We start from the raw sequence: 26908 nt of genomic DNA, 5'->3' as shown, positions 1-26908 counted from the left end.
AGCCAAATAGGCCGCGTGTTTAAATGATTGAATTTAAGATAAAACAACCCTGTGCGAAATGCCAGATGTTATAGAAGTGGCTGGATAAATGAGCGAGTAGAGAAGGTTGCTGCTCTTGAATTTTGGCGTTGCGGTGCTGATGAAAAACGCGTTGTTAAAGTCGTTGAAACTACCGAAAAAGCAAGCCGTAAAGACAACCTAGCGAAACAACCTTGATGCTGGCATTTCACTTCTGAACCCACATTTTAATACTGTAAGTAAATGATGCCTAACGCCCTAATTTGGCGGCACAAACGCGTGGGCTATACTGCGAAGCAGAGCCCGCGTGTTTGTGTCCCCAACATTTGTTTGTTAGGTGCGTTTTAAAATTACCAGTGTGCTTTAACATAGTTTAAGTCGCCACCATTTAGGCTGATATAGTTTGTTTTGCCATTTTTAAATGGCATGTTCGATAAGACAAGAGAGGAACTGTTTTCTATATTTATGGTAATTGTAGCTGTCCCTTCATCGACCGGACTGTCCACATTAATTTTGAGTCCACTCATCTCTTCTTTAACTTGTGCAGTCATATAAAAGCCAGTAGTAAAGTCAGGCCCTTCCACAATGATATTGCTAATCTCTAAATCATCCATGCCGTTAAGTTCAAGAATAAAATAGCTGCGATCATTACTAGAGAAAGCGAAAACCAGCAAAGCTCCAATCAATACCAATACGACAACCGGATATTGTTTTTCCTTCATAGCACCTAACTTTGAGCTAACGGGCGCAAACGGAATGCGATAATTGGCGAAGCCTCGCATTTCGTTTGTGTCCCAGTGACCGAAGGGAACGAGTTTAGCGTTTTGTTAGGCATGCTTTTCAAACAACCTCATAACCAAAAATGCCAAAGCACCAAACAGAGCGCCATAGAATGCATATTTAAAATACAACAGAGGAAGAGCCACGAATATCATACCTGATGCTTCCAATGGTCCAGATTTTAAAACCTGCATTGATGCGAGTGAGAGAATGTAAATTCCAGTGCCAGCTACTGCGGTGAAAGCTGATGCAAAGACAAATTGAAAAAAGTTTTTATTTTTGCCAAGTGCGGAGTGAAGTAGAGCGAATAAAACTGGGGCCCAAGTTGATAACAGCACAAAGAGAATTAAGTCCGAAGTAGACTCTGTTATACCCTCAGAGCTGATGACGCTCATGACCACTAATATAAGAGTAATAACCCAAAAAAAATATCCCATCCTTGGCTTTCCTTGTATGCCTAACGCTAAGCTTTGGGGCGCTAGCACGTGGGCTAAAATCCGAACGAAGTGAGCCAGCCCACTTGTTAGCGTCCCAGCGACCGAAGGGAGTGCCAACAGCGTTTTGTTAGGCGTACAACTGAAAGTACGCAGCTTTGCTGCCACCACTAGCCAAAAAGACCGCGTGTTTAAATTGTTGAATTTAAGATAAAACAACCCTGTGCGAAAAGCCAGATGTTAACGACATTGCTGGATAAAAGAGCGAGTTTAAACAACTGGAGATGCAGAATGCTGGCGTTGCTGAGTTGACGAAAAGGGCGTTGCTAAAGCCGTTGGAACTACCGAAAAAGCAAGCCGTAAAGACAACCTAATGAAACAACCTTGATGTTGGAATGTCAGGTCTGAACCCACATTTTAATGCTGTAAGTAAATGACGCCTAACTTTTCAATAACGGGCGCAGGCACGTAGGGCATAATGGCGAAGCCGCCCTGCGTGTATGCGTCCCAGCGAACGAAGTGAGTGAGTTTATTGAGTTGTTATATGCGTTGTTCATTTAAACCACTCGTCTTTGTGGGAGCTGATTGCGATTTCGTCAACCTCCGGAAGCTCGCTTAACTTTAAGCCACATGAGTTACACGAGACAGCCCACATTCCTGATTTTGAATAAAAACTACCGTTGAATATGATGTTTAACAAGGAATAAAAGCGTTTATTGCAACGTGGGCAGGTTGATAACGACAATCGAAGTAATAAAAAGAGAAAAAGATAGATGAATAGTGGGGCAATAAAACCCAACAACGGAAACAAGAAGCCAAGAAAGATCCCTATTGATACTAAATAAAAGCATGGCCAACGAGCAGCATGTACGTTGTCAGAACGAAGCTTAATTTTTCTTAGGCCAGCAAAATATTCTTCCATGAGTTAAATACCAATTAGCATATAACAATTTACTAGACCCCAAACCGGTCTGTCTAAACATACCATTATGGGGTTTTTAATATTATCAAAGTTGCCAGATTACCCTCTAACTCCCCTTAATAAAACAATAAATTAGAACAGTGTTTTTTGCTCATGGGTAAAAAGTACCAAAATGGTGTGTTAGGTGGGAGAGGTGTACTTCATGCATTGTCAGAAAAATTATGTTTGAGATCATTTATATTTCTGAAAAGCATTATTTACGCCGTTTTGAAGTTTTTAACGCTGATTTCTATCTATTCAAAGCAGAAAGCGCTATGTGTTGAGTCTAATCCACATTGGCATAATTTAGATGTGGAGTGGTCAAGCTATTGGGCGAGGGGGCTTTAGGGAACAAAAAAAGCCACGGCGTTATTAAACGCGGCGGCTTTTCGTTTAGCTTAAACTGTAGCTTTCTCGGTTATGCTTCAATAACCTTGGGCTAAAGAACAGAAACCAATGCTTTTGCTAAGGTTTCAACATTGTTTTTGTTAATACCAGCAATGTTTACGCGGCTTGAGTCTACAAAGTATACGCTGTGCTTTTCTCTTACTTCACGCACTTGTTCAGGCGTGATGCACAAAAACGAGAACATACCTTTTTGGTCGTTCACAAAGCTGAAGTCTTTGGGTGAGCCGTTGTTATGAAGGTTTTGCACTAGCATTGCACGCAACGTTTTCATGCGGTCGCGCATTTCATTCACTTCAGACACCCATTCGTTGTTAAGGGCTTCGTCAGATAGAATTAAGTCAACAAGTGCGCCGCCGTAGCTTGGTGGCATTGAGTAAATAGCACGAGCAATAGACTGTATTTGTCCCTGCGCAATTTTGCGGGTTGCTGTGTCTTGGGTAACAATTGCGGCAAGGCCAACACGCTCGCGATATAAACCAAAGTTTTTAGAGCACGATGCAGCAACAACAACCTCAGGAAGGTTTTCAACAAGAAGGCGCATACCGTAGGCATCTTCTTCTAACCCTTCACCAAAGCCCAAATAGGCCACATCGATAAACGGTAAAAATTCACGTTCTTTAGCAACGGCTAATACTTCGTCCCATTGTGCATTCGTTAAGTCTGCACCGGTTGGGTTGTGGCAGCAGCCGTGAAGTAACACTATATCGCCTTTATCTACGTTGCGAAGGGTGTCCATCATGGCATCAAAGCGAATGCTTGCAGATGCTTTGTCGAAGTACGGGTACGTTTCTATTTCTAAACCCGCAGAGCCGATAAGCGGAATATGGTTTGCCCATGTTGGGTCGCTTACCCATACTTTTGCATTGTCGTTACAACGCACTAAAAGCTCAGAAAGAATGCGAAGGGCACCACAGCCACCTGGAGCCTGAACGGCAGCAACGCGATCGGCCATGAGTACCGGGCTGTTTTTACCAAGTAGTAGCGATAGCATGCCATCGATAAAACCTTGATTACCCTGTGGAGTAATATAGGTTTTACTGGTTTCACGCTCTAGTAAAAGTTGTTGTGCTTTTGACACACTCGAAAGAATAGGGGTATTACCTTGCTCATCTTTATAAACGCCAACACCCAAGTCTATTTTACTCGGGTTGGTGTCTTCTTTATATGAAGCAGAAAGGCCAAGAATTGGATCTGGGGCAAGATAGGGTAATACTTCAAACACGATATGTCCTCACTTTGGTGTGCAAATAGTGGTCTGCAAATAATGGAAAGCAAATGCTAGCAGGCACGCATTATGCCATTGCTGATAGAAAAAATGACACCTATTCGTTGAAAATATTTCAATTTAATATCGAATTTTGTAAACCTCGAAAGATTTATTCTACAAACCCGTTAAATTTTGAAGGAAAATTCTCGTGTTTGCGTTGTTTCTCCCTTTTCGGTGAAGGTTCGTTCTTTAAAGCTGAGTTCGCCGCTGCTATCAACCAGCAAAATAGTGGATGTTCGCGTACCGTAGCTGGGAATGTTAATAAAAATGGAAGACAGCGCTTTTTCCCATTCATAACCAATGCCAGTACTAGGAAGGTGTTGGTCGTCTGCTTTGTCCTCATTGCGCAATAGCGCAAACAAATCTTCGGTGTTTATCGTGTCGTGCTGTAATACGTACTTATTTAAGCTTGTAACACCTTGGGTAACCTTGGGCCATGGGGTAACAATGTCGGCATTTGAAAGGCCAAACACACCCTGCTGTATAGGGTGTGTAGAGTTGTTCACGTTATTGTAAACATGCAAAGCGCTCGCATTACCGAACACCAGGTTATAGCCATTATAGTGGTGACGAGTGTCTTTCAGCGTCTGTAAATACTGTTCTGTTGAAAGCTCGGTTAATTTTTCCGTAAGATGGCCAGTAACTTGTGCTTTGTCGTCTTTTAGCCAGTTGGTTACCAACTCACCTCGCGAAGTCGCGTCTGTGCGCACTTCAGTCGGAGCACGTACATTAGTAATGGCCGCAATTTTTCCATTTCGTGTAACACCCATCCATGTACCGTTTGCTTCAAGATCTCTCCCCGCCAATATGGATGGGTTGTCGTTCCAAAATGCTGCGGGAGCCGTTGGCCTTGCATAAAACTCATCTCTATTCGCCGCAATAATAAGCGGGTAGCGAGGGTGCTTCTGCCGAGCAATAAATAAAATACACATATTTACACCTTATTCGGTATGCCAGTACCGTCTGTCTGTGCGTACTATCGCGCTGTAATCGAGTCGTTATAGGTATGCTTTACTGTGCGCTTGCCGTTAATCGTAGCTTTGCGTTTTGATTTTCTTTACTCTTAACGCCTTGAGCAGTATGAGAATAATAAAAATGAATAGCAATAACACTCTCAACAAGAAAGACAAAGAGACAAAAAGCACCACTATTTTGAAAATCAATGAGTTGCAGATAGATGACCACATACCGCGGCAGTGGCCGCACTGGTTATCGTCATTTGCTACCTTTGTGCTCACCAAACGGGGCTGGCGAGTAGAAGGGGCTTTTATTAATAAAAAGAAAGCCATATTGGCGGTTGCGCCTCACACAACCAACTGGGATTTTTTTATCGGGTTGTTTGTGGTGTTTTCACTGCGTTTAAAATTGAATTTTTTCGGCAAACATACCATTTTTGTTCAGCCACTCGGGTACATCATCAAAAAGTTGGGCGGCATTCCCATTAAGCGAAGTAAGGCTCACGGGGTGGTAACCAGTATTGTTGATAATATTAAACAGGCTGATGAATTAGTATTGGCACTGGCACCTGAGGGTACGCGAAGCCCAATCTTTCCTTGGAAAACCGGTTTTCTGCACATTGCGAGAGAGGCAGATATACCTATTCAGCTGCTTTCGCTAGATTATCGCACTAAAATAATCCGCTTTGGCCCCGTCATTCAAAAGGTCGAAAACATTGATGAACAAATGCAAACTATCTATACATTTTATGATAATGTTTGCCCAAAATACCCAGAAAAATGCATAACACGGCCTCAATAATTCATTTGAAAACCACCACGGCTTTTTCTATGCGCACAGCATCGATATGCTATTTCGTGGTTTCTGAGGTTGTCGCGTAACTTTACTACCGGAGTTTTACTCGTGACAAAACAGGGATTCACTACCCGACAAGTCCATGCCGATCGCATGTTAAACACGCCAGAACACGGCGGTGTCCACACTAGTACATCAAATTCTGTGCTGTTTGAATTTAAAGATGCTCAAGGCATTATCGACGCTTTTCAGGGTAAACGTGCCGCGCATGTTTATTCTCGCTCTTCTTCACCGTCTGTGGCTGCGTTGCAAAACATGCTCAACGAATTAGAGGGAGGAGTGGGCACACTTTGCTTTAGCACGGGAATGGCAGCTATTAGCAGCACCTTGTTTGCGCTACTTAAAGCTGGCGATCATCTTATTGTTAGTCAGTATCTGTTTGGTAATACGCGCAGCTTTTTCGAAACCTTAAAAGATTTCGGTATTCACGTCACCTACACCGATGTTACCGATATTGAACAAGTAGTAGAAGCATATCAGCCCAATACCAAAGGGGTTTATTGTGAAACCGTGGCCAACCCGGTTACTCAAGTTTCAGATTTACATGCCATAGGGCAGTTTTGTGAAGAGAAGCACATTCTCTTTATGGTTGATAATACAATGACACCGCCTCCGCTTTGTTATGCAAAAGACTATAAGGCGTCACTCATATTTTGTTCGTTAACCAAATACATTGCAGGCCATGGCAACGTGCTTGGAGGTGCTGTTACCGATACCGGTCATTTTAACTGGGAAAAATACACCAATATTAAATCCGCTTACAAGGTAGCCGATAAGGCGCAGTGGGGAATTACACAAATTAAGAAAAAGGGGTTGAGAGATTTAGGCGCTACACTTGCGCCAGAGTCGGCCACCGCCATTGCAATAGGCATGGAGACCCTTGGGCTTCGCCTTCAGCGCAGTCAGCAGAACGCACTAAAGTTAGCCACATTTCTCGATAACCACCACAGCGTGAGTGAGGTTTTTTACCCTGGTCTTGCTGACCATCCACAGCACTTTATGGCTCGAGAGCAGTTGAATAATGGCTACGGTGCCATCTTAAGTTTTAATTTAGTGGATAATATCGACCCAGTAGCGTTTTTAAACGAAATGGAGCTAGTAATTTGCGCCACGCATTTGGGTGACAATAGAACACTGGCGTTGCCAGTAGCGCCTACTATCTACTTTGAAAATACAGCTGAAGAGCGAGAGAAGATGGGTGTATCAGACAACATGCTTCGCATTTCAGTGGGTATTGAAGATACCGACGACCTTATTGCCGACTTTAGAAATGCGCTACACGCAGTAGCCAGCGAGTAGTAAGGCAACGCAACACATACAAAAAAGGGGCGTAAGCCCCTTTTTCATTCATGCAATTTCGTAAATTTTGAATTCAAACAAATTTACAATGAACGGTGACCAATCACCGTTCATTGAGCTTGCTTGAAACTACTGTTACTCAAAATCACTGCTATTCGAAACCACTGCTATTCGAAACCTAGCGTCACTTGACCGCGGATCTCCCCAGAAGGAAATGCATCTGAGTGGAAGTTCGTGTAATAGCCAGCTGCCTGCATGGTCATCATTTGGTCAGCGTCAAGCGTAGTGCTGCTTGGCACAGACCACACGCCGTCCATACCTTCAAGACCTAGTATCACACCACCGTTCTCACCAGCTGCACCTTCGTGAATGTGTGCCATGTTTGCTGTCATACCGGTAATGGTAACACTACCTGACAACGCGCCTGTGGTTGTGTTTAAAGTAAATGCACCAGCGCCAGTCGCTGCAGTATCAACCGCTGGCACTTCCTGATCGCCAGTAGCGACAATACCAAACACTTGAATATTGTCTGGTGTAATTTGACCGCGGATCTCTCCGCTAGGATTTGCTTCTGTGTGCACATTCACATAATGTCCACCAGAAAGCAGTTGCGATGCTACGGCTTCTTCTAATTCAACATAGCCATCTGTCATCCACGTGCCAGCTGTCATTTCGTTTTCTACTAACGTAACAACAACGCCGCCGTTTTCACCCGCAAAACCACTGTGGATATGCGCCATGGTTGCATTGTCTATGGTAGTTGCAGCAACAAGGTATACAGAATCTGAAGTTGTATCATAAAGGGCGTAGCCAGAACCTGAAGCCATTGTATCCACTGCGGGAACAGACTGGTTGCCGCTTAATGGAAATGTAACCACTGCAGTTGTGTCCGGAACAATTTGCCCACGTACTTCGCCACTAGGATTCGCTTCTGTGTGCACATTTAAATACCATTCACCACTCGTTAATGCGTCTAAATTACTAGGTGAAATATTGGTTTGTGCAAGTTCGTACGTACCGTCGCCCGCATCAGTAAGAGGAAAGGCAACAGGTCCGTTCATACCTAAACCGCCATCGTGTACGTGCACACCTGTAACATCAGTTAAGCCAGATACATCAACGCTCACGCTAAACGCCGGTAAGTCTTCGTCAATTTCAACCACTGCCGAAGCTTCAGACATAGTGTCAACTGCTGGCACTTCTTGTGAACCGCTTAAACTAAGGTTATAAGTCTTGTCTGCATTAAATGCTGGTGGCGGTGGTGCTAAACCATCTAACAAAGCTAATTGAGGAAGATCGCCTTCCATGTCGCCGTCTAACGCGATGGCAGTATAAATGCTACCATTTTCTAAACTGAGCACGCCGGTTTCAATTGCCGCTGTTTTTGTACCAGTAGGGGTTACGGTTACCACGTAATCGCCTTCTGCTAAGCTCACATAACCTGTTTCAGCTAAATCGTCAGTAGAATAAGCAATATCGCTAAACGCTGGGTCTACCGCATCAATTTCACCGTCAGCTGTAACATAAATATCTACGTTACCAGCGCTTGGTGAAGAATGGACAATACGCACTTTAGCTTCAGTGGCAACTGAACGTGGTACATCTACTAGTACGTCCAATTCTGGTGCCGCTAATGTGTTATTAGCAATAGCGGTATACGACATACCAATCTCAAGGGTAAGTTCGGCATCATCAACTGCCACAATGCTGTTATCAGTATCAGCCACTACGTCAATTAAATAATCGCCAGGAGCAACCGAAAGGTAGTCTGTAGTACGAGGAAATTGAATACCATCGACTAACACGACTTCATTGTTCGCTATAACATCTACAGCCGGCGCATCACTAATACCGTGTACAACGCGAACGTCAGAGGGAGTTGCTGCGTCCCATATTTTAAAGCTTCCATCGCCGTCAGCGACTAGCAATGTAACAGGAGAGTCGCCTGTTCCCACATTGTTTGTAGCTGCAATAAGTAAGTCAGCGCCATCAGTAAGCTCTACCGTACCAGAATCGTACACAACCGTGGTTTCACCCGCAGGCGTAATACGAATTTGATAATCACCCGCCGGTACTTGCGTAAGGCCTGTGGCGTCGGTGAATTCTGCGGTTACAAGAGGTTGCTCTGCGCTTATGTCGGTACCCGGTGCAGTAACGTAAACGTCAACAGTAGGCGCTAATGATGCGGCGTGAACAATTTGTACTTGCGCGTTACCTGCTTCTACTGCTGTTTCTGAGCTGGTAACAGGTAATAGTGCCAGTGAACTATCGCCAACGTTGCCCACTGCAAACACGTCATAATTTGTGTCTGCTTCTAACGTAAGGTCTGCCTGTAAAACTTCTGCGTTATCGCCAGGTAGAATACCTGTAACGCCAATATCGTAGGTTCCTGTCTCAACTTCAAATCGCGAGGACGCTACTTGGTAATCTACGTTTTCTAAATTGTTTAAAATGGCATCGTTCGCCGTAATATTTACCATGGGGGCATCTGAGGCAGCATGCACTACCCGTACGTTGGCAAATTCAGGGGCGGGGGCCGGTTGTTCAACAAAATCATCGTCATCGTCATTACACCCTACTAAAAATAGGGGTAAAATCGAAAACGCTAGTAGCGACTTAGTCCTTCTCATCATTGTTTCCTCTAATTGTTGTTAGACCATCAAAGTTACGCCACTATTTTATTTACAGATCATTAACCTCATTAACATTAAGTAAGTGTAATACTTTTGTATAATTATGCTCTTCTGGCATCATTGTTTTTAAAGCCTGATTCTACATAATTACTTTAAATAACAGATGGTTGAGAATTTTTGTAAAGGTGTCGTCGAAACGCATAAAGGATAGGCTTTTGGTGCGTTGAATTGTGAAATGAAAATAAATGTTAAAAAAATTTCGAAGTGCGTGAACTTAACGGAAAAGTTGTGGACTAACAAAGTGTAGTGATTGAAAACAGATTAATGTGTTTTCTGCAAAATGTGTGTTCCAAGTTGAGTGTGTTTCTCGCCCCGCCTGTGTAGCGGGGCTTTTTTATGCCTGATTGGCGCCAGTGTAAACGGCTAGTTTAAACGCTAAGTTAGTCGTTAATTAAGGCTTCTACATCTGCCACAAAACTTGCATCTGTTGGCTTTGTAGAGCTTGGGTAGTGCGTTATCTTGGTGCCCGTTTTATCAATCAGGTATTTATTAAAGTTCCAGGAAGGTGACTTACCTGTGGCTGCTTTTAGCATGCGATACATTGGGTCTGCATCGTCGCCGCGCACTGACGTTGGTTCAAACATTGGAAATTTCACGCCATAGGTTAGTTCGCATAGTTCCGCCGTTTTGCCTTCGTCCTTTGCTTCTTGGTTAAAATCGTGAGATGGAAATCCTAATACCACAAAGTCATCGTCTTTATATTCGCTGTATAGGGCTTCTAGTCCTTCAAATTGAGGCGTGAAACCACAATAGCTTGCTGTGTTCACAACAAGAACGGCCTTGCCAGCATACTCATCGCATAAATTAACGGTTTCTTGAGAATTCAGTTTACGCTTCATAAACTTCAATACACTAGGACATTCGTTTGCCATAGCCGGCTGGAAAAGCAAAGCAGCTATGGTGACAACACCTGCAGTAATTCCTTTCAATTTCATTGTTCGTACCCTCTGACATAACATGTGGACTTAGTTTAAGTGAACTTAGTTTGTTGCTTAATTAATTATCAGCAATAGACGACAGCGCGCTTGGTTTTTTTAGTGCTATTGGCAAAATAAAGCGCTAATTGCGAAGTTATACGGTTCTAGTTTGTAAAAAGGAACATTAATAACCGTGTTTGTTATGCGTTTGTTGCACTAACGATAACGATGAGTGTTGACTACATGAATGTAGCTTTGCGTATAATGCTAGTGGGTTTCACATAACAATGATGAAAAAAATGAAAAAATATAAAGCATTGCTTATTGCTGCCAGCGTAACGATTGCACTGGGTGGTTGTGTAAGCACTAACGATAAGAAAGACGCAAATACAGTTACACCATCCAACAATATTCAGTCGATGGTTACGCCACAAACGGCGGTGATGTCTACCGCTGGTGAGGGTGAAATTACCCTAGAAAGAATTATGTCCGACCCGCAGTGGATAGGTGCATTGCCAACTAACATGGGGTGGTCGGTTGATGGTAGTGCCATCGTTTTTGAGCGTGAAAAACAAAATAGTACACTCACCGATGTATTTGCTGTTGAAGCGAGTACCCTTAAAAACGAAGCAAAAGTTCCATTGGCCGACATGCATAAATATCGATTCGATGAGAGGGTAGTGAGAGATGATGGCGTTGTTGCTTACACGTTTGAAGATAGCGTGTACGTGCAATTTACCAATGGCAACACGGTGCAGCTCACCCGCGGTGGAAATGCACTCTCGACACTCTCATTTATGACCGATGGGCGTTTAATGGCGTTAAGCGGAAACAAGTTTATTGCTATCGACCTTACCAATGGCGTAAGAGAAGAGTTAGTAAGCTGGGAGTTTGATGACAAGCCAGAGCCAGTAAAGCCAGCAAAAGACTACATTGCCCAAGAGCAGCAATCTCTTATCGAGTACATTAAGTTACAAAGACAAATAAGCGAAGAGCGTGATAGCGCCAGTGCACAACTTGCGGCAGCCAACAAAGGGGTAGCACCTGAACCGTTTTATTTCGATAAATCACATCGCCTAGCTGGCATTAGCGTATCACCTGCTGGAAATTATGCCGTAGTGGCAACCACTGAAAGCAAGCCTACCCGCGATGACAGCGACATCATGCCGCATTATATTCAAGAAGACAGCCGTATTGCGGCGAAATCAGTAAGACAACGTGTGGCCGATGCCGAGCCTGTAAACCACGAACTGTGGCTTCTCAATTTATCAACCGGTGAAAAACAAGCGTTAAACTATTTCGACTTACCTGGATATAACGACGATGTATTGGCCGATGTCAAAACCGAAAATGCAAAGGCAAATGGCGAAACCTATGAAGTCAACAGGTTGCCTCGCCCAATAACGCTATTGCAAAGCTGGTATTGGACCAAGCCATCTATACGCTGGCACAAAAACGGCAACGCAGTGGCGGTTATGTTAGAAGCGTGGGACAACAAAGACAGATGGATTGCCACTGTCGATTTAGACAATAAAACCCTTGAAAATCAACATCGCCTTCATGATGACGCATGGGTAAACTATCGCTTTAACTCTTTTGATTGGCTAAATAACAGCGAGACGTTGTACTTCCAATCTGAGCATACAGGTTACTCGCACTTATATTTACAAACACCTGGTGAAGCGCCTGTTGCGCTAACTAGCGGCAACTATATTGTTGATGACCTTACGTTAACCGCTGATGATAAATACATTTACTACAAAGCAAACAGCGAACACCCAGGTATTTATGAAATTTACCGTGTAAATACGCAAACAAAAGCCATTGACACCCTTACCGATCTTAACGGCATCACCGATTACACGCTCAGTCCAGATGATGCTACATTGCTTTTAAGCCATAGTAAGGTAAATCAGCCAGCTGAACTTTACGTAAAATCGTCAACTGGCCAACAAAAGGCACAACAAATCACGTCTAGCACCAGCGACGATTTTGCCTCGCTACCGTGGGCTGTGCCGCAAATTGTTGCCATTGAATCGTCACATACCGACGCGCCAATTTATGCTCGTGTTTACCTGCCTGAAGGGTACGACAGCACAAAGAAAAACAAAGCGGTTGTGTTCAATCATGGCGCAGGTTATTTACAAAATGCCCACATGGGCTGGTCGGGCTATTTCCGTGAATACATGTTCCATAGCATGCTGGTACAACAAGGCTATGTAGTACTAGATATGGATTACCGTGCTTCTGCTGGGTATGGCAGAGATTGGCGAACGGCTATTTATCGTCAAATGGGCACACCAGAGGTGCAGGATTTACGCGATGGCATCAACTATTTAGTGGAAAATGCTAACGTAGACAGAGAGCGCATCGGCACCTATGGCGGTTCGTATGGTGGCTTCTTAACCTTTATGTCTATGTTCACAGCGCCAGATTTATTTGCTGCTGGTGCTGCATTACGACCGGTTACCGATTGGGCGCATTATAATACGCCGTATACATCTAATATTCTCAATACGCCTGATGTGGACCCCATTGCCTACGAGCGCAGTTCACCTATTTATTTTGCAGAAGGGTTAGAAAAGCCGCTGCTGATAAATGCGCCTATGGTTGATGATAACGTCTTTTTCCACGATACCGTGCGTTTGGTACAACGGTTAATCGAACTTGAAAAAGAAGACTTTGAGACGGCAATATACCCTGTAGAGCCACATGGCTTCGTTCAGCCAAGTTCTTGGTTAGATGAATACCGTAGGATCTATAAGTTATTTGAAGAAAATCTGTAGTCGTATTTACCATTCATAAAAAAAGCCCAACACTCGTTGGGCTTTCGTTGGGCATTAGTTGGAATTTCGTTGAGCTGTTACAAATAACGTTCCGCTGTTTTACGCCCGCTTTGCAGTACTTATCATTAAAAGAAAAATAATCAATCCGCCTACTGCGCCAAACATATGGGCGTCAACGGCTACTTTTGCATCAATAAGCTCAGCAACCTGAGAGCTACTGCCATTGTATTGTTCGTAGCCTACTTTAATCGCAATGCCTATCAGTAATAGCCACCCCGAGGTCATTTTCTCTTTGATATCCATACAGGCTCCCCACACAAATAAGCCATGTAACGCACCCGATAAACCCGCATACCAAATCAGGTTTTCTGAAAAGAAATAGAGACCTGCGCTGGTGGCTATACAGCACCATATAAACACTTTTAAAAATCGAGCTGGCAGGTAGTGCTCGCCATGTAGGGCCCACAGTAGAATTAGCCCCACGATATTAAGCAATAAATGATACCCATTGGTATGCACAAAATTACCCGTTATCAAGCGCCACGTATCCAGCCCTTGTATTGCGTAACGGTCGTAGGCGAGCCATTCGCTTGCTTGTGGCTCAAAGAAAAAGGCAATCAAAGCGCAGAGCGCTATTATTAAAGGGCCTGCACTGTACTTAAACGAAAACGGCAGTGAAATCATCAGCGTTAGTTATTTTTTTATTTTGAATTTGCTCGCTATGATACAGAAAATTACCCTGCGGGTGAAAATAGATATGCGCCCGATACCATAATAATGTCGACAGAAAAGGAAAGATAATGTCCTTAGTTTTAACTTCGCAAAGTAATCAAACTCTTACCATTACTATAAACAGACCGGATAAAAAAAACGCATTAACCCGAGAAATGTATCAGTTAATGGCAGATGCGCTTCTAAGTATTAAAAATGATGGCGTAACAAAAGCCGTTGTAATTAAAGGAAGCGGCGACTGTTTTACCGCGGGTAACGATATCAACGACTTTGCTGCACAAAAAGAAGGGGCTCAGGTACCTGAAACAGCGGCGTTCATGCGTTCACTCATGACCTGTCCTGTGCCTGTTATTGCTCAAGTGCATGGGTTAGCAGTAGGAATAGGAACCACGTTGCTATTACATTGTGATTTTGTTTATGCCACACAAGACAGCCGATTTGTTCTCCCTTTCATCAATTTAGGGCTTGTTCCTGAATATGCATCAAGTTATCTTTTACCCAAAGTGGCGGGACACGTTAAAGCTGCTCAGTGGTTGATGCTAGGCGAACCATTCACAGCCGAAGACGCATATCAATTTGGCATGCTCACAGAGGTGGTGTCGTCACAAACCATCGATGATGCAGTTTCAGCAACCGTTCAAAAATTGATAAGTAAACCCAGCTTTGCCTTATTGCAGACAAAAGCACTACTCAAAGGTGAGGCAGATTATGTCAATCAGCAAATGAATGCCGAATTTGATATTTTTCTAGAAGCGCTGCTTACCTCTGCTGCACAAGAAGCGTTTGATGCGTTTTTGAAAAAGCGTCCCATTAACCCAGAGAAATTTAAATAAGAGGAAACACGATTTTGAGGTTCAGTTCTTTGTTAAGCACGTCAGTATTGGCTTTTGCATTAACCGGCAGTTTACTTTCCAATGTATACGGTAAACAGGCTCGAGAAGTCGGCGAGCCCGAAGCGGCCACTGGGTATGTTGAAAAGAAAGCCTTTGAGGCCGACGAATATATGGTGGTTGCTGCTAACCCCTATGCATCATGGGCGGGAAAGAACGTCATTGAAAAAGGCGGTAGTGCGATAGACGCTGCAATAGCCATTCAATCTATGCTTACTTTGGTAGAACCTCAATCTTCAGGCATCGGTGGCGGTGCGTTCATTCTTTACTGGGATAACAAAAACAAAGTTCTGCACACTTTTGATGGCAGAGAGTCTGCGCCTAAAGCAGTTAACTCGCATTGGTTTATTAAAAGTAATAAGCCAATGCGATGGATTGATGCTGTAGTTGGCGGTAAGTCGGTAGGCGTGCCAGGCGCTGTAAAAGCCCTTGAATTAGCCCATGCTGAGTTTGGTACGCTACCGTGGAATACCTTGTTCGACGACGCTATTAATACGGCCCAAAACGGCTTTAAAGTGTCACCCCGTTTAGCCAAATTGGTTGCGTTAGACTATCACCCAGGCCTAAAAAAGTTTCCTGCTAGCTCTACCTACTTTTTCCCGGCAGGTATGCCGTTAAAAGAAGGGACAACCAAGAAAAATAGAAAACTAGCCAAAACCCTAAAAGGCATTGCCGACAATGGCAGTGATTATTTGCTCAAGGGGGAATTGGCACAGGAAATTGTGGATGCAGTAAACTCTGCAGAAATTAACCCTGGAAGCATGTCTCTAGAAGACTTGGAAAATTATGAAGCCATCAAGCGTAATGCAGTGTGTGGTAACTATCACGAAAAACGGATTTGCGGCATGCCGCCGCCAAGTTCTGGTGGCGTCAATGTGTTTCAAATTTTAAAAATGCTAGAAGATAAGAATATTGGTGCCTATTCACCAAATTCGGCAGAGTTCGCTCACTTATACACTCAAGCAAGCGCGCTTTCCTATGCCGACAGAGAGAAATACATAGCAGATAGTGACTTCACTAATTTGCCATTTGCAGCCATGATCAATACAGCCTACTTACAGCGCAGAGCGCAAGGCATCAGCTTGGATGAAAAATGGCACCGAGCGAGAGCAGGCAACCCTTACGCTGGCACTGAAATAGCCATGGGCACATCGATGGAGTTACCTAATACGTCCCATGTTTCTATTGTTGATAAAGAAGGAAATGCGGTTTCTATGACAACCAGCATCGAATTTATGTTTGGCTCAGGCATTATGGTAGGAGGTTTCTTACTTAATAATCAGTTGACTGACTTTTCTTTCTCGCCAACAAAAAATCGTTTTCCTGTTCCTAATCGCGTTGAGCCTGGTAAACGTCCACGTAGTGCTATGAGCCCAACCATGGTGTTTGATAAAGAAGGTGAGTTAGAAGTGGTAGTAGGCTCACCAGGTGGCTCAAGAATTGTAAGCTATGTTGCTCAAACGCTGATTGGCATGATTGATTATGGTCTTAACATTCAAGAAGCAATAAACCTGCCTAAGATCACCAACAGAAACGACTATACTGCGTTAGAAAAGGGTACGCCTATTGCTGCATTAGAGGAGCCGCTTAAAGCGCTTGGTCATAATGTTAAGGTTATTGATTTAAACAGCGGGCTACATGGCATTCAGTTTAAATCTGGAAAATTAATTGGCGGCGCAGACCCTCGTAGAGAAGGTATTGCTGTCGGTAAATAATTGCTTTGCGCTTATGCGAAGTAGCAAAGAGCAACATCGATAAGAGAAAGGAAAACGAAACATGGATTTTTTGCTGAACGTGTTAATTTGGGTTGGTGTTGTTATTTTTGCGCTATTTTTCATTGGTTTTATGGCAGCGGTAAAGTTAAACAAGCGCCAAGACAGTAACAGCGATGATAAGCCATAAACGTTTATTCCTAAAACAAAACAGCCCAAGGTGTGAACGCCTTGGGCTGTTTTTTATAAGAGCTTTGTGTAAGAGTTTTGTGTAAGGGGTTTTTAAGACTCTAGCTTTGCGATTGTGACGCAACTTTACTTGTCGAGGTCGTGAGCACGAAACGCATTGGGCAGTAATTCACCAATGGTGGTTTCATGCGAATTTCCACTCTTTGTTACCATAGTAACCGGCGTATCATCGCTGGCGAATTCTGCAATCTTTTGTCTACAGCCTCCGCACGGAAAGCACAGTTCTTCGTTTGGACTGGCAATCACAATGTGTCCAATACGTTTGTGTCCGTTTGATACCATATTGCCAATTGCAGTGGCCTCAGCACATTGGCCTAACGGAAACGCAGCGCTTTCTACATTACAGCCTGCGAAAGTCTCCCCAGTACTTGTTTCGATGGCGGCGCCAACTTTAAATTTAGAGTAGGGGGAATGTGAGTGTTGCTGTGCGTTAAATGCAAGTTGTGAAAGTTGTTCTAGGTTATTTTTCTTCATGGGTACCTTTGTTACCCGCCTAATGCACTTTACTTTTCCTATCAAATGCGAGAAGGTTGGCGGCATCAGCGCCGCTTCAAGTGTATGCTTCTTATACTGGCGGTTTTTTCTTTTTCTACAGAATGCTTTTTTACCATGCGCAGAAACGTTAGTCTCATCTTTTTTTCTTTATTCGTTTGTATTTTAACCGGTTGCGCACAAACGCAGCCTGTCGAGCAACGCAGTCAAATGGGGAACTTGCTTTTAGCAGAGCCAGCACCCGCGAATCCACGTTCGCAAATGGCCATTGCCCGCTATAATCAAGTGCTCACGAGTACCGCATTATCAGATGACGACAAAGCAGAACTTCATTTTCAGCGCGGCATGTTATACGACAGCGTTGGGTTGAACGGTTTAGCACAGTTTGACTATAGCCAGGCGATAAATTTAAAGCCCGACCTTGCTGAAGCCTATAATTCAATTGGCATTCACTACATTCAACAAAACGACTTCATTCAAGCGTATGAGGCGTTTGATTCAACCCTAGAAATTAACCCAGATCTCGATTTTGCTTTTTTAAATCGCGGTATTGCACTTTACTACGGCGACAGGGCCGAACTTGCCACCAGCGATTTAGATACGTTTTTTAAAAAAGACGAAAAAGACCCGTTTAGAGCGTTATGGTCGTATTTTGCCAATCACGCTATATCGCCACAGCAAGGCGCAAAGTACTTGGCATCGGTCAGGCCGTTACTGGATAACGAGCATTGGGCTACTTCGTTAGTAGATCTGTTTCTTGGTGTTGTTGACGAGAACGAAGTACTAAACTCATTATTAAAGGGCATTACTAGTCAAAAAGCACTTACCGACAGGCTTTGCGAAGCGTACTTTTATTTAGGTAAGTTCCACAGTCAAAATGGCAATAGAGGAATAGCGTCAAACTACTTCAAACTGGCGCTTAGCACGAATGTTTATGACTATGTAGAACACCGCTACGCGCGTATAGAGTTAAACCGACTGCGTCAGCGCACGGCTGAAGTGTCCACTGATGATGAATAGATAAGCCTAGCTCATGCGCGGTTTATTCTTAGCAGTGTTCGCACTGCTCATTATAGTGGGCGACACTGGTCGCTACGCACCCCAACTTGTGGCTAATGCGACAACCGCGCTTTCCTACGTACGAGGGCAGACCGCGTCTCACGTCAAGCCGAGCGCACAGTCCCAAGACCAAGAGCCGCCACAGCGTACGCTACCATTAGAATTTACTGCTGAAAACACCTATCGGGTGCGTTCTGCCTTTGCCTTACTGTGGCACGCAGCGCAATTAAATAGCGATGACGCACAGCGAACACTCATGACGTCTATTGAAGAGATAACGTCTCACCAGTTGAATCCAGAGTCACACTTTCCAAGCCCGCCAGGAGCTTTTGCAGATTCCGATGAGCTACTTCAACAACGGCCAAACGAACAAACAGCCGCAAACACATCAACTCAAGTACCAAAGCTAAATGCCATCTATTGGCTTGAGAAACTAGTGTCGATAGATAATGCAGACGCAGCGTGGTTGCTGTACCAGCTTATCGGTGAACAGAGTGCTTCAGAGCGTTTTATGGCCCTTGCCGCTAAAGGCAATGTTGCTGAAGCGCAATTAGCGTACGCCATGTCGTCGCAGTCTCCTGACAAGCGTGAGGAGTGGTTAATTCGCGCTGCCGAACAAGAATATTTGCCTGCCCAAGCGGCACTTGCCGACTGGTATTTGCTGCATGATCAAAACAAGAAAGCCAAGCCTTTACTTGCTGCCACAGCATCATTAGATATGCAAAGCGCTTTTAAGTATGGCCGGCTATTATGGGATGAGGGCAACGTTGATGAGGCAAAAATCTACTTAAAGAAAGCCGCTAATCTTGGTCAGCAACAGGCAAAAGATGCGCTTGCCATTACACAGCGTTACAGCGTAACAGCACTGGGCGATGTAAAGCCGTTTGACTGGACACAGGGCAATCAGTGTTTACAACGAATTCAGCCATTTGCGGCCTCGCTGGCTACCATGATCCGTGCCGATAGTTTTTATCGTCAATTCAATAACGACGAGCGGCTAGCGTCGCTGTCGCTGTGTGTTGCCCCGCCAATTTGGTTACCTAAAGACGCGTTGTCATGCAGCGACGATTACAATAATAGAAACGTGCTGGGATGCGACGTAAAGCCATTAGCGAATATCGCGAAAAAAAGGCAGTTTAGCCATGCGGTAGTGGTTGCTAAGCAAGGAAAGGCGAACGTTCAAAATGGGGTGATGTTTTTAGACATTGGTGATACGTATTCGGTGTTTGTGCACGAGTTAGCCCATTTTGCAGGCTTTGCCGATGAATATCCTATTGCCAGAAGCATGGCCAGAAAGATATGTGATATTCAACGTATCAGTGACTTTTCCCCGCCAAACTTAGTGATTGATAGCCCGCACTATTACGCCCCTGTCGATACCGTGTCCCGTTGGGCGAAAATAGACCCCAACACAATAGTGGCGAAGGCAAAAACTTGTGAAGGCGTATCTAAAAATAGCTATAAGCCAAGCAGGCGTATTACTTTCATGGAACATCACGATACAGGAGCCATACCGCCACTATACTTGGTGCTTTGGCAACAGCAGCTAGAGAAACAGCAGGCTCAACGTCCTATCTCGATGAATTTTTTCCAAGCATTTCACCACCAGGGCGACCAAAAAGAGGCCGCACACTGGCTTGCCAAATACGAGGCGTTTGTTGGTAAAACCTCTTAAAAAGTTAAAGACTCTAAGGTTCTTTCTAGTTTCTCAGCGACGTTTGTGCGTCTTGTTTTAGTTCATTTACCCACATTGCGGTGGCGCCACAAATGGCAACTGGCATAATAATAAAGTTAACCACGGGAATAAGTGAAAACACATTCACCATCATACCAAACGTCAGCGCCTTACCTTTGTGCTCTGATAAATGAAGGCGCATGCGTGTAAAGGGCACTTTATGATTGTCGTAAGGATAATCACAGTACTGAATCGCCATCATCCAAGCGTTAAAGAGAAACCACAGTACTTGGCCAATAACGGGTAGTAGAAAAAAGAGAATAAGAAAGCCAATTGCGCGAGGTAAATACCATGCAAGTTTTGTCACTTCCCGACCAATAGTGCGCGGTATGTCTTTAACCAATGCCATTACACCTTCATCGCCTAATGCCTCACCGGATAAATGGCGTTCTACTTTTTCTGACAAAACGCCGTTAAAAGGTGCGGCAATCCAATTGGCAAGGGTGCCAAAAATAAGCGCAAATATTAATAGAACGCTTATTACTGCTAGTGGCCACAATAAAAAGGTAATTGCTGTTTTGACCCATCCTAACCATTCTGGGACTAAGTTAATGACATAGGAGATACCGGTTTCAATTTGGCCAAATAAGAAATAAAACGCCAACGAAAACAAAATCAGGTTAATACTAAAAGGAACAAAAACGAACCGCTTTAGCCCTTTGGTTTTAATAAGCGAAAAACCCATAAAGAAATAGTGTACGCCGCCAGAACTCATTTGCTCTCCTTTGATAAATCAGCTGCTTCGGTGATATAAAACGTCATAAAAATAATAATAACATCTTAATATCAAGGGCGTGTTGATCTTTGTTGTACATTTTTGCAACGGTCTGTGAGCTATTTAATCAAGGCGAATGGTTGAAGGTGTAGTGGGCTAAATCGAAACCATTCAACGCAGAGTAAATAGCTCACAGGCGCTGCCCGAAGGGGGCGTTATGGAAGCATTTTACTCTTTGGCCCCGCTTTTTTATTTGGGCCCTTTGACTTAGCCCACTATGCCTACAGGACTGCTTCGCGATTAAAATGCTTCCATTTAGCCCAAAACTCGTACAGCAAAGATCAACACGCCCTAGGGGCGTGTCAGACTTAAATGTTAATTGTTACAAGCTGTATGTTTTGGTAGAGTCTTTTTCATAATAACAACTAAAACAAGGTGCTATTGCATTTTAAGTGTAATGGCATGTTAACTGGTATACGCAACTAACGTGATTACCCTTGATATTCCACAGAGTTATTCATTTAGCTATTTAATTAGTTACTCAACTAAGTATCAGACTAGGTCGTCATTCTTTCGTTGCGACACTCAGAAGGTTGTTCACATGAGTGTTGTAAATATGAGTGGCGTTCAGCGGCTGGGGAAATTCTGTGCGACTTAAAAAGATAAAGCTTGCGGGCTTTAAATCTTTCGTTGAGCCTACCTCTATACCGTTTCCTGGTGAGATGACGGCTGTGGTTGGGCCAAACGGTTGCGGAAAATCTAACGTTATTGATGCTGTTCGTTGGGTACTCGGCGAGAGTTCAGCCAAGAATTTGCGCGGCGACGCCATGACCGACGTTATCTTTAACGGTTCATCGTCGCGAAAGCCCGTTGGCCAATGTAGCGTTGAATTGATATTCGATAATAGCTCTGGTCGAATATCTGGCGAGTATGCTAACTACAACGAACTGTCTGTTAAACGCCTGGTTACTCGAGAAGCGCAATCTACTTATTTCCTTAACGGAGCGAAATGTCGTCGACGGGACGTCACCGATCTATTTTTAGGAACCGGGCTAGGGCCGCGCTCTTACGCTATTATCGAGCAAGGTATGATATCGCGCTTGATAGAGTCTAAGCCGCAAGAATTAAGAGTATTCATTGAAGAAGCGGCAGGTATTTCCAAGTACAAAGAGCGCAGACGGGAAACAGAAAATAGGATAAAGCATACCCAAGATAATTTAGAGCGCCTTACCGATGTAAGAGATGAATTGGGTAGGCAGCTAGAAAAACTGCAAAGACAAGCCGCAGCGGCAACAAAATATAAAGCGTTGAGAGCGCAAGCGAGAGATCTTAAAGGGCAGTTAGCAGCAATTCGGTTTTTGAAAAACAGCGAACACATAGACAAGTTAGAACAAAACAAAAGTGGGCTCACCGCTGAGATGGACGCGTTAATTGCTCGCCAGCAAGGTGATGAAGCGGGTGCAATTGCCTATAAAGAGCAGCAGGCAGAATTAAAACAGTCTATAGATGATTTACAACAATCACTTTTCACAACAAGTACTGCCATTACCCGTTTAGAGCAAAACGCGCTGCACGCCAAGCAAAGGGTGTCGCAAGTAGAGCAAGAAATTGCGCGGTTAGCACAGCAACAAAGCCTATTAAGTACCTCCTTGAGTGAAGCACAATCGTCGCTATCGAGTTCTAATGCTGCCTTAGTCGATATTGAGCCGGAAATTGAGCTTAAAGAAGCGGAGCTTTATAGCGTTAAGGAGCGATTTGAAGACGCAGAGCAAGCACTGCGTGATTTTAATGCAAGGGCACGAGAGCAAGAATCCACTTATAATCAACTGAAAAGCAAAGTGCAGCAATGCCATAGCCAAATTCAGTCTTTGATGAGCGTGCAGCTAAGAACGTCACAGCGAATTTCTGACATTCAACAAGAATTAGCACAAGCTGAAAATGAAGATTACGAAGAGCAAAGTGCGTTATTAGATGCGCAACTCGAAGAAGCTGAAATTAATCAAAATGAACAAAAAGATGCTATTCACGAGATAGAGCAGGATGAATTACTGGCGTTAAACGCGGTTAAGCAGCGTGTTTCTGAACTTGATAGCGTGAAAAGTAAGTGGCAATCCATACAGTCTGGCTACACGGCGTTATCAGCGCTACAAAGTGACGCTTCGCGGCAGTTCGTCAGTTGTAGCGATAAAGGCGATGACAGTAAAGACGATGACAGTAAAAATAGCCATGATAGCAAACAGAAAATAGCGGAAACTCTGTGGCAATCAATAACGGCACCTGAGCGCCTTGCCCCGTGTATCGAAGTTATCCTCAATCAGCTCAACCAGCCTTTACTGGCAAACCAAAACGATATATCTGCACTTTATGACGCAAGCAATGCGTTACCAAATGGCGTGCGAATTTATACACATCAGGTTTTCATTACCCATGCTCACACCAGCACATTAGCCCATGCACTTCTTGAGCAGAAACAGAACGAAAAAGTACCTGGCTTTTTAAACGATATTTTTCTTTGCGAGACAGATAGCGAGCTATTTAGCGCGAATACTCAGCAGAAGTTAAAAGACACGGGCAAAAGTGCCATTTCATTAACGGGTTTATGGTGTGGTGCCAACTGGATAGTGAAGCCAGGTGATATTGAAGATGGTGTGTTGCAACGAGCAAATAAACTCTCACAACTAGAGCTTGAGCTCGTTGAATTAGAGCAGGCTAAAAGCGTGTGTGCTGATGCGCTAGAAAGAGAAGAGCAAAATCTCAATCAAGTACGAGAGGCAAAGCAGCGTTTACAATCATCAATAATGGAAAGCGAAGGTGCTTTGCAGCAACTAAAAAACGCCCGCTCATTAATTGAAATGCAGCAACAGCAGCAGCAAGTGAGATGCAAAAAATTATATGACGAGCTGTTATCTCAGCAAGAACTGCACAAAGACGAGGAAGCGCAGTTAGAACAGCTTTCTGAAGAACTCGCTGTGCACGAGGCTCAGCTGATTGAGTCTGAGGATTACATGAGTGGCGTGGTTGAAAAGCGCGAACTAGCAGAGCGCAATCTCAACGAGCTTCGCGGACAAGTTGAGATGCTAACGTCTACAAAACATGAACTTGCATTAAAGAAACAGCAGTTAGATAACCACCAGCAGCTGTATCGCGAACAGGTTACGCGTAACGAAAGTCAGATGAGCGAATACGCTGAAACCACCGCCAGACTTAAAGACGAACTGACAAAACTCACTTCACCACAAGAGCTTCAGCACGAAGAGCTACAGCACTTACTGCACACTAAATCAGAGCTTGAACAATCGCGCAGTAAGGCACTTGTGCGTTTAGAAGAGGTTGAGCAATGGCTACGAGAAGCCGAAAAAGGGCAGCAGTCATTAGCGAAAGACATTCAAGCTAGGCAAGCACATATTGATTCTTTGAATATAGAAATTGAGGGCTTTCGTGTTCGTGCTAATACAGTATTAGAGCAGCTTGAAGAGTCAAATCAGTCTCTTAAAGTGCTGTTGGCTGAATTGCCAAGTGATGCTGATGAAAAGATATGGCAACATGAGTTGGAAAAAACACAAGCAAGTTTGCAGCGTTTAGGTGCGGTGAACTTGGCCGCAGTGGAAGAGTTTGAAACTCAATCACAGCGAAAGGCCCATCTTGATGAGCAGAATAATGATTTAACCGACGCGCTGGAAACCCTTCAATCTGCTATTCGTAAAATTGATAAAGAAACAAGAACGCGTTTTTCGAATACCTTCGAGCAGGTTAATGAAGATTTAAAAACACTCTTTCCAAAGGTGTTTGGTGGTGGTTCTGCCTACCTTGCACTTACCGATGACGACTTGTTAGAAACTGGTGTTACCATAATGGCTCGGCCACCTGGCAAGAAAAATAGCACAATTCATCTTTTAAGCGGTGGAGAAAAAGCGTTAACCGCTTTATCATTGGTTTTTGCAATTTTTAGATTAAATCCGGCGCCGTTCTGCCTTCTTGATGAAGTTGATGCACCATTAGATGATGCAAACGTTGGGCGTTTTTGTAACTTGGTGTCGGAAATGTCGCAAACAGTGCAGTTTATTTATATAACCCATAATAAGATAGCGATGGAAATGGCAAGTCACCTTACTGGTGTCACAATGGCGGAGCCAGGAGTGTCGCGGATGGTAGCCGTTGATGTTGATGAAGCCGTTGCATTCGCAGAAGCATAACAAAGGGCGAAAGAATTAAATGGAAGATGAATTACGTCTATTTTTACTGTTAGGTGGTTCTGTTTTTATCATAGGCATTTTGGCCCATGGTATATGGAAAATCAGAAAAAACAGTAAGCCAGAGCACAAGGAACGTTTAGAGCCACGACAGTGGAACGATAGCCCAGATAGCGATGTTGAAAGTGATGGAGCATCAGAAAACGGTGGGTTCGACGAACTCGGTGTAGGCAGTGTTCGTGTTATTGGCGGCAACCGTTCGTTTCATGGTGACGACGCTGATGAGAGCCGCTTTCATTCAGATGACGAGCACACGTTGTCAGGCGTTGATAACGGTACTTTCAGTGATATCAGCAACGATTCCAGTAGCGACGATTCCAGCGCGTTTGCCGATGACGCTGATAGAAAGTCATTTGCGGAAAATAGAGCGCAAGGTGGCGATTACTCTTCTGGCAATGCTTCCGGCAATGCTTCTGAAAGCGCAAATTCGGTCAATATCGAGCAGGAAGGTGATGATGCCCAAGAGCAGCGCTCTACGCTTTATGGCTCAGTGATCACCAATCCAAAGCCCCATTTGCAAGGCCAGAGCCGCTCTTCTAGTGACACTGCACCGGTTCAAAATGACAACATAGCAGATTTTCCAGAGCCTCCGGGGTTCTTGTTGAAAGAATCTGAAGCGGCTTCTCATGGGTCTCAAGCGATTGAACAAAGCGACGCTGATAACGAGAGTTCGGAGTCTCTTTCTGATTCAACCAGCAGTGTAAGTACAAGCGCACAAAATAATGCATCAGAGACGGCAGAACATTCAGCCGACGCTGCCAATACAGCGAGTGAGTCGAAAAAATACCAGCGTTCTGAAGTACCGAAAGCCACCTCGACGTTGTATGTAGATGCAACTAAAGAAGAGACTTCTGAAACGAGTGCTATAGAAAACGGCGCTTTAGAAAACGGCGCTTCAGAGTCTAAAATTGTAGGAGGTCAGTTTGATAAAACAGCTGCACCGCAGCGGGTAGAACCTACTTTTTCTGGCTCATTGCGAGAGAAGGGCGATGATGAACGTGCGGCCACTCATCACGATGAGATTGCTGGTGAGAGAAAACGATTCTCGAAAACCAAACGTACAAAGCCCGCGGCGAGAAAACGGGAAGAGCCAAACTTTGGTGATGATCAAATGCGTATCGATTTCGACGATAACGATACTCAATCTTCTAATCAGGCTTCTAGCGCGTCCTCTAATCAGGCCGCATCAAACGAGTCCTCTCACACAGCCGCACAAGAAGTGTTAGTGCTGAATGTGCGAGCAAAGAATGACTCGCCTATATCGGGAGCGGCTTTACTGCCTATGCTACTGACGTTGGGTTTCAAATTTGGCGATCAGGATATTTTTCACCGCCACGTTAACTCAAACGGTAAGGGACCTGTGTTGTTTAGCCTTGCAAACATGTTTAAGCCAGGCGTGTTTGATATAGACAATTTAGAGAACTTTGACACCCAAGGCATCTCGCTGTTTATGATCCTGCCCATTGAAGGCGATCCGCATCAAGTGTTTAATATGATGCATAATGCGGCTCGCAAATTAGCTGACGAATTTGATGCACAAGTGCTCGATGGTCGTCGCAGCGTGCTAACAAAACAAGGGCTGCAGCAGTACGTTGAGAAAATTCGAGAATTTGAGCGCAAGAGAATGATTTCGCGTAGCTAGGTAGAGGCTTAGCTAGAACAGTACGATTAATTTATAAGGACTTGCCTATCAAGTCCT

The 26908-nt window shown here is 44.1% G+C and carries 20 protein-coding genes; 11 read left to right on the top strand and 9 right to left on the bottom strand.

The window, feature by feature from the left end:
• Positions 1-51: 51 nt before the first annotated feature.
• Positions 52-216 (top strand): hypothetical protein, encoded by a 165-nt coding sequence (locus V7R39_RS15900; RefSeq protein WP_334031900.1) that lies wholly within the window; start codon positions 52-54, stop codon positions 214-216.
• A gap of 152 nt (positions 217-368) precedes the next feature.
• On the opposite strand, the gene V7R39_RS15895 is transcribed toward V7R39_RS15900, so the two are convergent.
• From V7R39_RS15895 to V7R39_RS15880, 4 genes are all read right to left on the bottom strand, one after another.
• Entirely contained in the window at positions 369-740 is a 372-nt protein-coding gene (locus V7R39_RS15895; RefSeq protein ID WP_334031898.1) for a hypothetical protein, read from the bottom strand.
• Positions 741-845: 105 nt separating this feature from the next.
• Entirely contained in the window at positions 846-1235 is a 390-nt protein-coding gene (locus V7R39_RS15890; protein WP_334031897.1) for a hypothetical protein, read from the bottom strand.
• 1397 nt (positions 1236-2632) lie between these two features.
• On the bottom strand, positions 2633-3823 hold the full coding sequence (locus V7R39_RS15885; protein ID WP_334031895.1) for an amino acid aminotransferase: 1191 nt from the start codon (positions 3821-3823) through the stop codon (positions 2633-2635).
• A 170-nt stretch (positions 3824-3993) separates the two neighbouring features.
• Positions 3994-4800 carry an NRDE family protein gene (locus V7R39_RS15880; protein WP_334031893.1) on the bottom strand — a complete coding sequence of 269 codons (807 nt, stop codon included), beginning with the start codon at positions 4798-4800 and terminating at the stop codon, positions 3994-3996.
• A 163-nt stretch (positions 4801-4963) separates the two neighbouring features.
• Here V7R39_RS15880 and V7R39_RS15875 point away from each other — a divergent pair, with 163 nt between their 5' ends.
• Both V7R39_RS15875 and V7R39_RS15870 read left to right on the top strand, forming a co-directional pair.
• Entirely contained in the window at positions 4964-5626 is a 663-nt protein-coding gene (locus V7R39_RS15875) for a 1-acyl-sn-glycerol-3-phosphate acyltransferase (RefSeq protein ID WP_334031892.1), read from the top strand.
• 102 nt (positions 5627-5728) lie between these two features.
• Positions 5729-6979 carry a cystathionine gamma-synthase family protein gene (locus V7R39_RS15870; protein WP_334031890.1) on the top strand — a complete coding sequence of 417 codons (1251 nt, stop codon included), beginning with the start codon at positions 5729-5731 and terminating at the stop codon, positions 6977-6979.
• A 167-nt stretch (positions 6980-7146) separates the two neighbouring features.
• On the opposite strand, the gene V7R39_RS15865 is transcribed toward V7R39_RS15870, so the two are convergent.
• Both V7R39_RS15865 and V7R39_RS15860 read right to left on the bottom strand, forming a co-directional pair.
• Positions 7147-9609: a CHRD domain-containing protein gene (locus V7R39_RS15865; protein WP_334031904.1), complete on the bottom strand. Its 2463-nt coding sequence runs from the start codon at positions 9607-9609 to the stop codon at positions 7147-7149.
• Positions 9610-10052: 443 nt separating this feature from the next.
• Positions 10053-10607 carry a glutathione peroxidase gene (locus V7R39_RS15860; RefSeq protein WP_334031888.1) on the bottom strand — a complete coding sequence of 185 codons (555 nt, stop codon included), beginning with the start codon at positions 10605-10607 and terminating at the stop codon, positions 10053-10055.
• Between the two features lie 281 nt (positions 10608-10888).
• On the opposite strand from V7R39_RS15860, the gene V7R39_RS15855 reads away from it, so the two are divergent.
• Positions 10889-13375, top strand: coding sequence for a prolyl oligopeptidase family serine peptidase (locus V7R39_RS15855; RefSeq protein WP_334031887.1), 2487 nt, complete (start codon positions 10889-10891; stop codon positions 13373-13375).
• 99 nt (positions 13376-13474) lie between these two features.
• Here the strand turns inward: V7R39_RS15855 and rrtA are convergent, their stop codons facing one another.
• Positions 13475-14059: a rhombosortase gene (gene rrtA / locus V7R39_RS15850; RefSeq protein WP_334031886.1), complete on the bottom strand. Its 585-nt coding sequence runs from the start codon at positions 14057-14059 to the stop codon at positions 13475-13477.
• A gap of 116 nt (positions 14060-14175) precedes the next feature.
• Between rrtA and V7R39_RS15845 the strand changes: the two genes are divergently transcribed.
• The 3 genes from V7R39_RS15845 (at position 14176) to V7R39_RS15835 (ending at position 16899) form a co-directional block, all read left to right on the top strand.
• Positions 14176-14940, top strand: coding sequence for an enoyl-CoA hydratase (locus V7R39_RS15845; RefSeq protein WP_334031885.1), 765 nt, complete (start codon positions 14176-14178; stop codon positions 14938-14940).
• Between the two features lie 47 nt (positions 14941-14987).
• Positions 14988-16712: a gamma-glutamyltransferase gene (gene ggt / locus V7R39_RS15840; protein ID WP_334031903.1), complete on the top strand. Its 1725-nt coding sequence runs from the start codon at positions 14988-14990 to the stop codon at positions 16710-16712.
• Between the two features lie 61 nt (positions 16713-16773).
• Positions 16774-16899 (top strand): hypothetical protein, encoded by a 126-nt coding sequence (locus V7R39_RS15835; RefSeq protein WP_269520162.1) that lies wholly within the window; start codon positions 16774-16776, stop codon positions 16897-16899.
• Between the two features lie 125 nt (positions 16900-17024).
• Here V7R39_RS15835 and cdd read toward each other — a convergent pair whose 3' ends face one another.
• Complete coding sequence (gene cdd, locus V7R39_RS15830) at positions 17025-17432, bottom strand: cytidine deaminase (RefSeq protein ID WP_334031883.1); 408 nt, start codon at positions 17430-17432, stop codon at positions 17025-17027.
• 135 nt (positions 17433-17567) lie between these two features.
• Between cdd and nlpI the strand changes: the two genes are divergently transcribed.
• Both nlpI and V7R39_RS15820 read left to right on the top strand, forming a co-directional pair.
• Complete coding sequence (gene nlpI, locus V7R39_RS15825) at positions 17568-18470, top strand: lipoprotein NlpI (RefSeq protein WP_334031881.1); 903 nt, start codon at positions 17568-17570, stop codon at positions 18468-18470.
• A 13-nt stretch (positions 18471-18483) separates the two neighbouring features.
• Complete coding sequence (locus tag V7R39_RS15820) at positions 18484-20184, top strand: sel1 repeat family protein (RefSeq protein ID WP_334031879.1); 1701 nt, start codon at positions 18484-18486, stop codon at positions 20182-20184.
• A gap of 25 nt (positions 20185-20209) precedes the next feature.
• On the opposite strand, the gene cysZ is transcribed toward V7R39_RS15820, so the two are convergent.
• Entirely contained in the window at positions 20210-20959 is a 750-nt protein-coding gene (cysZ, locus tag V7R39_RS15815) for a sulfate transporter CysZ (RefSeq protein ID WP_334031877.1), read from the bottom strand.
• A 647-nt stretch (positions 20960-21606) separates the two neighbouring features.
• On the opposite strand from cysZ, the gene smc reads away from it, so the two are divergent.
• Positions 21607-25152, top strand: coding sequence for a chromosome segregation protein SMC (gene smc / locus V7R39_RS15810; RefSeq protein ID WP_334031875.1), 3546 nt, complete (start codon positions 21607-21609; stop codon positions 25150-25152).
• 19 nt (positions 25153-25171) lie between these two features.
• Complete coding sequence (gene zipA / locus V7R39_RS15805; protein ID WP_334031874.1) at positions 25172-26851, top strand: cell division protein ZipA; 1680 nt, start codon at positions 25172-25174, stop codon at positions 26849-26851.
• Positions 26852-26908: the final 57 nt, after the last annotated feature.

Source organism: Alteromonas sp. P256, from assembly GCF_036864455.1.
In the GTDB taxonomy this organism is placed as follows: Bacteria; Pseudomonadota; Gammaproteobacteria; order Enterobacterales; family Alteromonadaceae; genus Alteromonas.
Note: the sequence above shows the minus strand (reverse complement) of the source record. Positions and strands in the feature narration are given on the sequence as shown.

Coding starts and splice junctions, on each gene's coding strand:
- V7R39_RS15820 (WP_334031879.1), top strand. CDS start 18,484: ATGCGCGGTTTATTCTTAGCAGTGTTCGCACTGCTCATTATAGTGGGC.
- V7R39_RS15865 (WP_334031904.1), bottom strand. CDS start 9,609: ATGAGAAGGACTAAGTCGCTACTAGCGTTTTCGATTTTACCCCTATTT.
- V7R39_RS15835 (WP_269520162.1), top strand. CDS start 16,774: ATGGATTTTTTGCTGAACGTGTTAATTTGGGTTGGTGTTGTTATTTTT.
- V7R39_RS15880 (WP_334031893.1), bottom strand. CDS start 4,800: ATGTGTATTTTATTTATTGCTCGGCAGAAGCACCCTCGCTACCCGCTT.
- V7R39_RS15855 (WP_334031887.1), top strand. CDS start 10,889: ATGAAAAAATATAAAGCATTGCTTATTGCTGCCAGCGTAACGATTGCA.
- V7R39_RS15875 (WP_334031892.1), top strand. CDS start 4,964: ATGAATAGCAATAACACTCTCAACAAGAAAGACAAAGAGACAAAAAGC.
- V7R39_RS15890 (WP_334031897.1), bottom strand. CDS start 1,235: ATGGGATATTTTTTTTGGGTTATTACTCTTATATTAGTGGTCATGAGC.
- V7R39_RS15860 (WP_334031888.1), bottom strand. CDS start 10,607: ATGAAATTGAAAGGAATTACTGCAGGTGTTGTCACCATAGCTGCTTTG.
- V7R39_RS15845 (WP_334031885.1), top strand. CDS start 14,176: ATGTCCTTAGTTTTAACTTCGCAAAGTAATCAAACTCTTACCATTACT.
- V7R39_RS15895 (WP_334031898.1), bottom strand. CDS start 740: ATGAAGGAAAAACAATATCCGGTTGTCGTATTGGTATTGATTGGAGCT.
- nlpI (WP_334031881.1), top strand. CDS start 17,568: ATGCGCAGAAACGTTAGTCTCATCTTTTTTTCTTTATTCGTTTGTATT.
- zipA (WP_334031874.1), top strand. CDS start 25,172: ATGGAAGATGAATTACGTCTATTTTTACTGTTAGGTGGTTCTGTTTTT.
- rrtA (WP_334031886.1), bottom strand. CDS start 14,059: ATGATTTCACTGCCGTTTTCGTTTAAGTACAGTGCAGGCCCTTTAATA.
- cdd (WP_334031883.1), bottom strand. CDS start 17,432: ATGAAGAAAAATAACCTAGAACAACTTTCACAACTTGCATTTAACGCA.
- cysZ (WP_334031877.1), bottom strand. CDS start 20,959: ATGAGTTCTGGCGGCGTACACTATTTCTTTATGGGTTTTTCGCTTATT.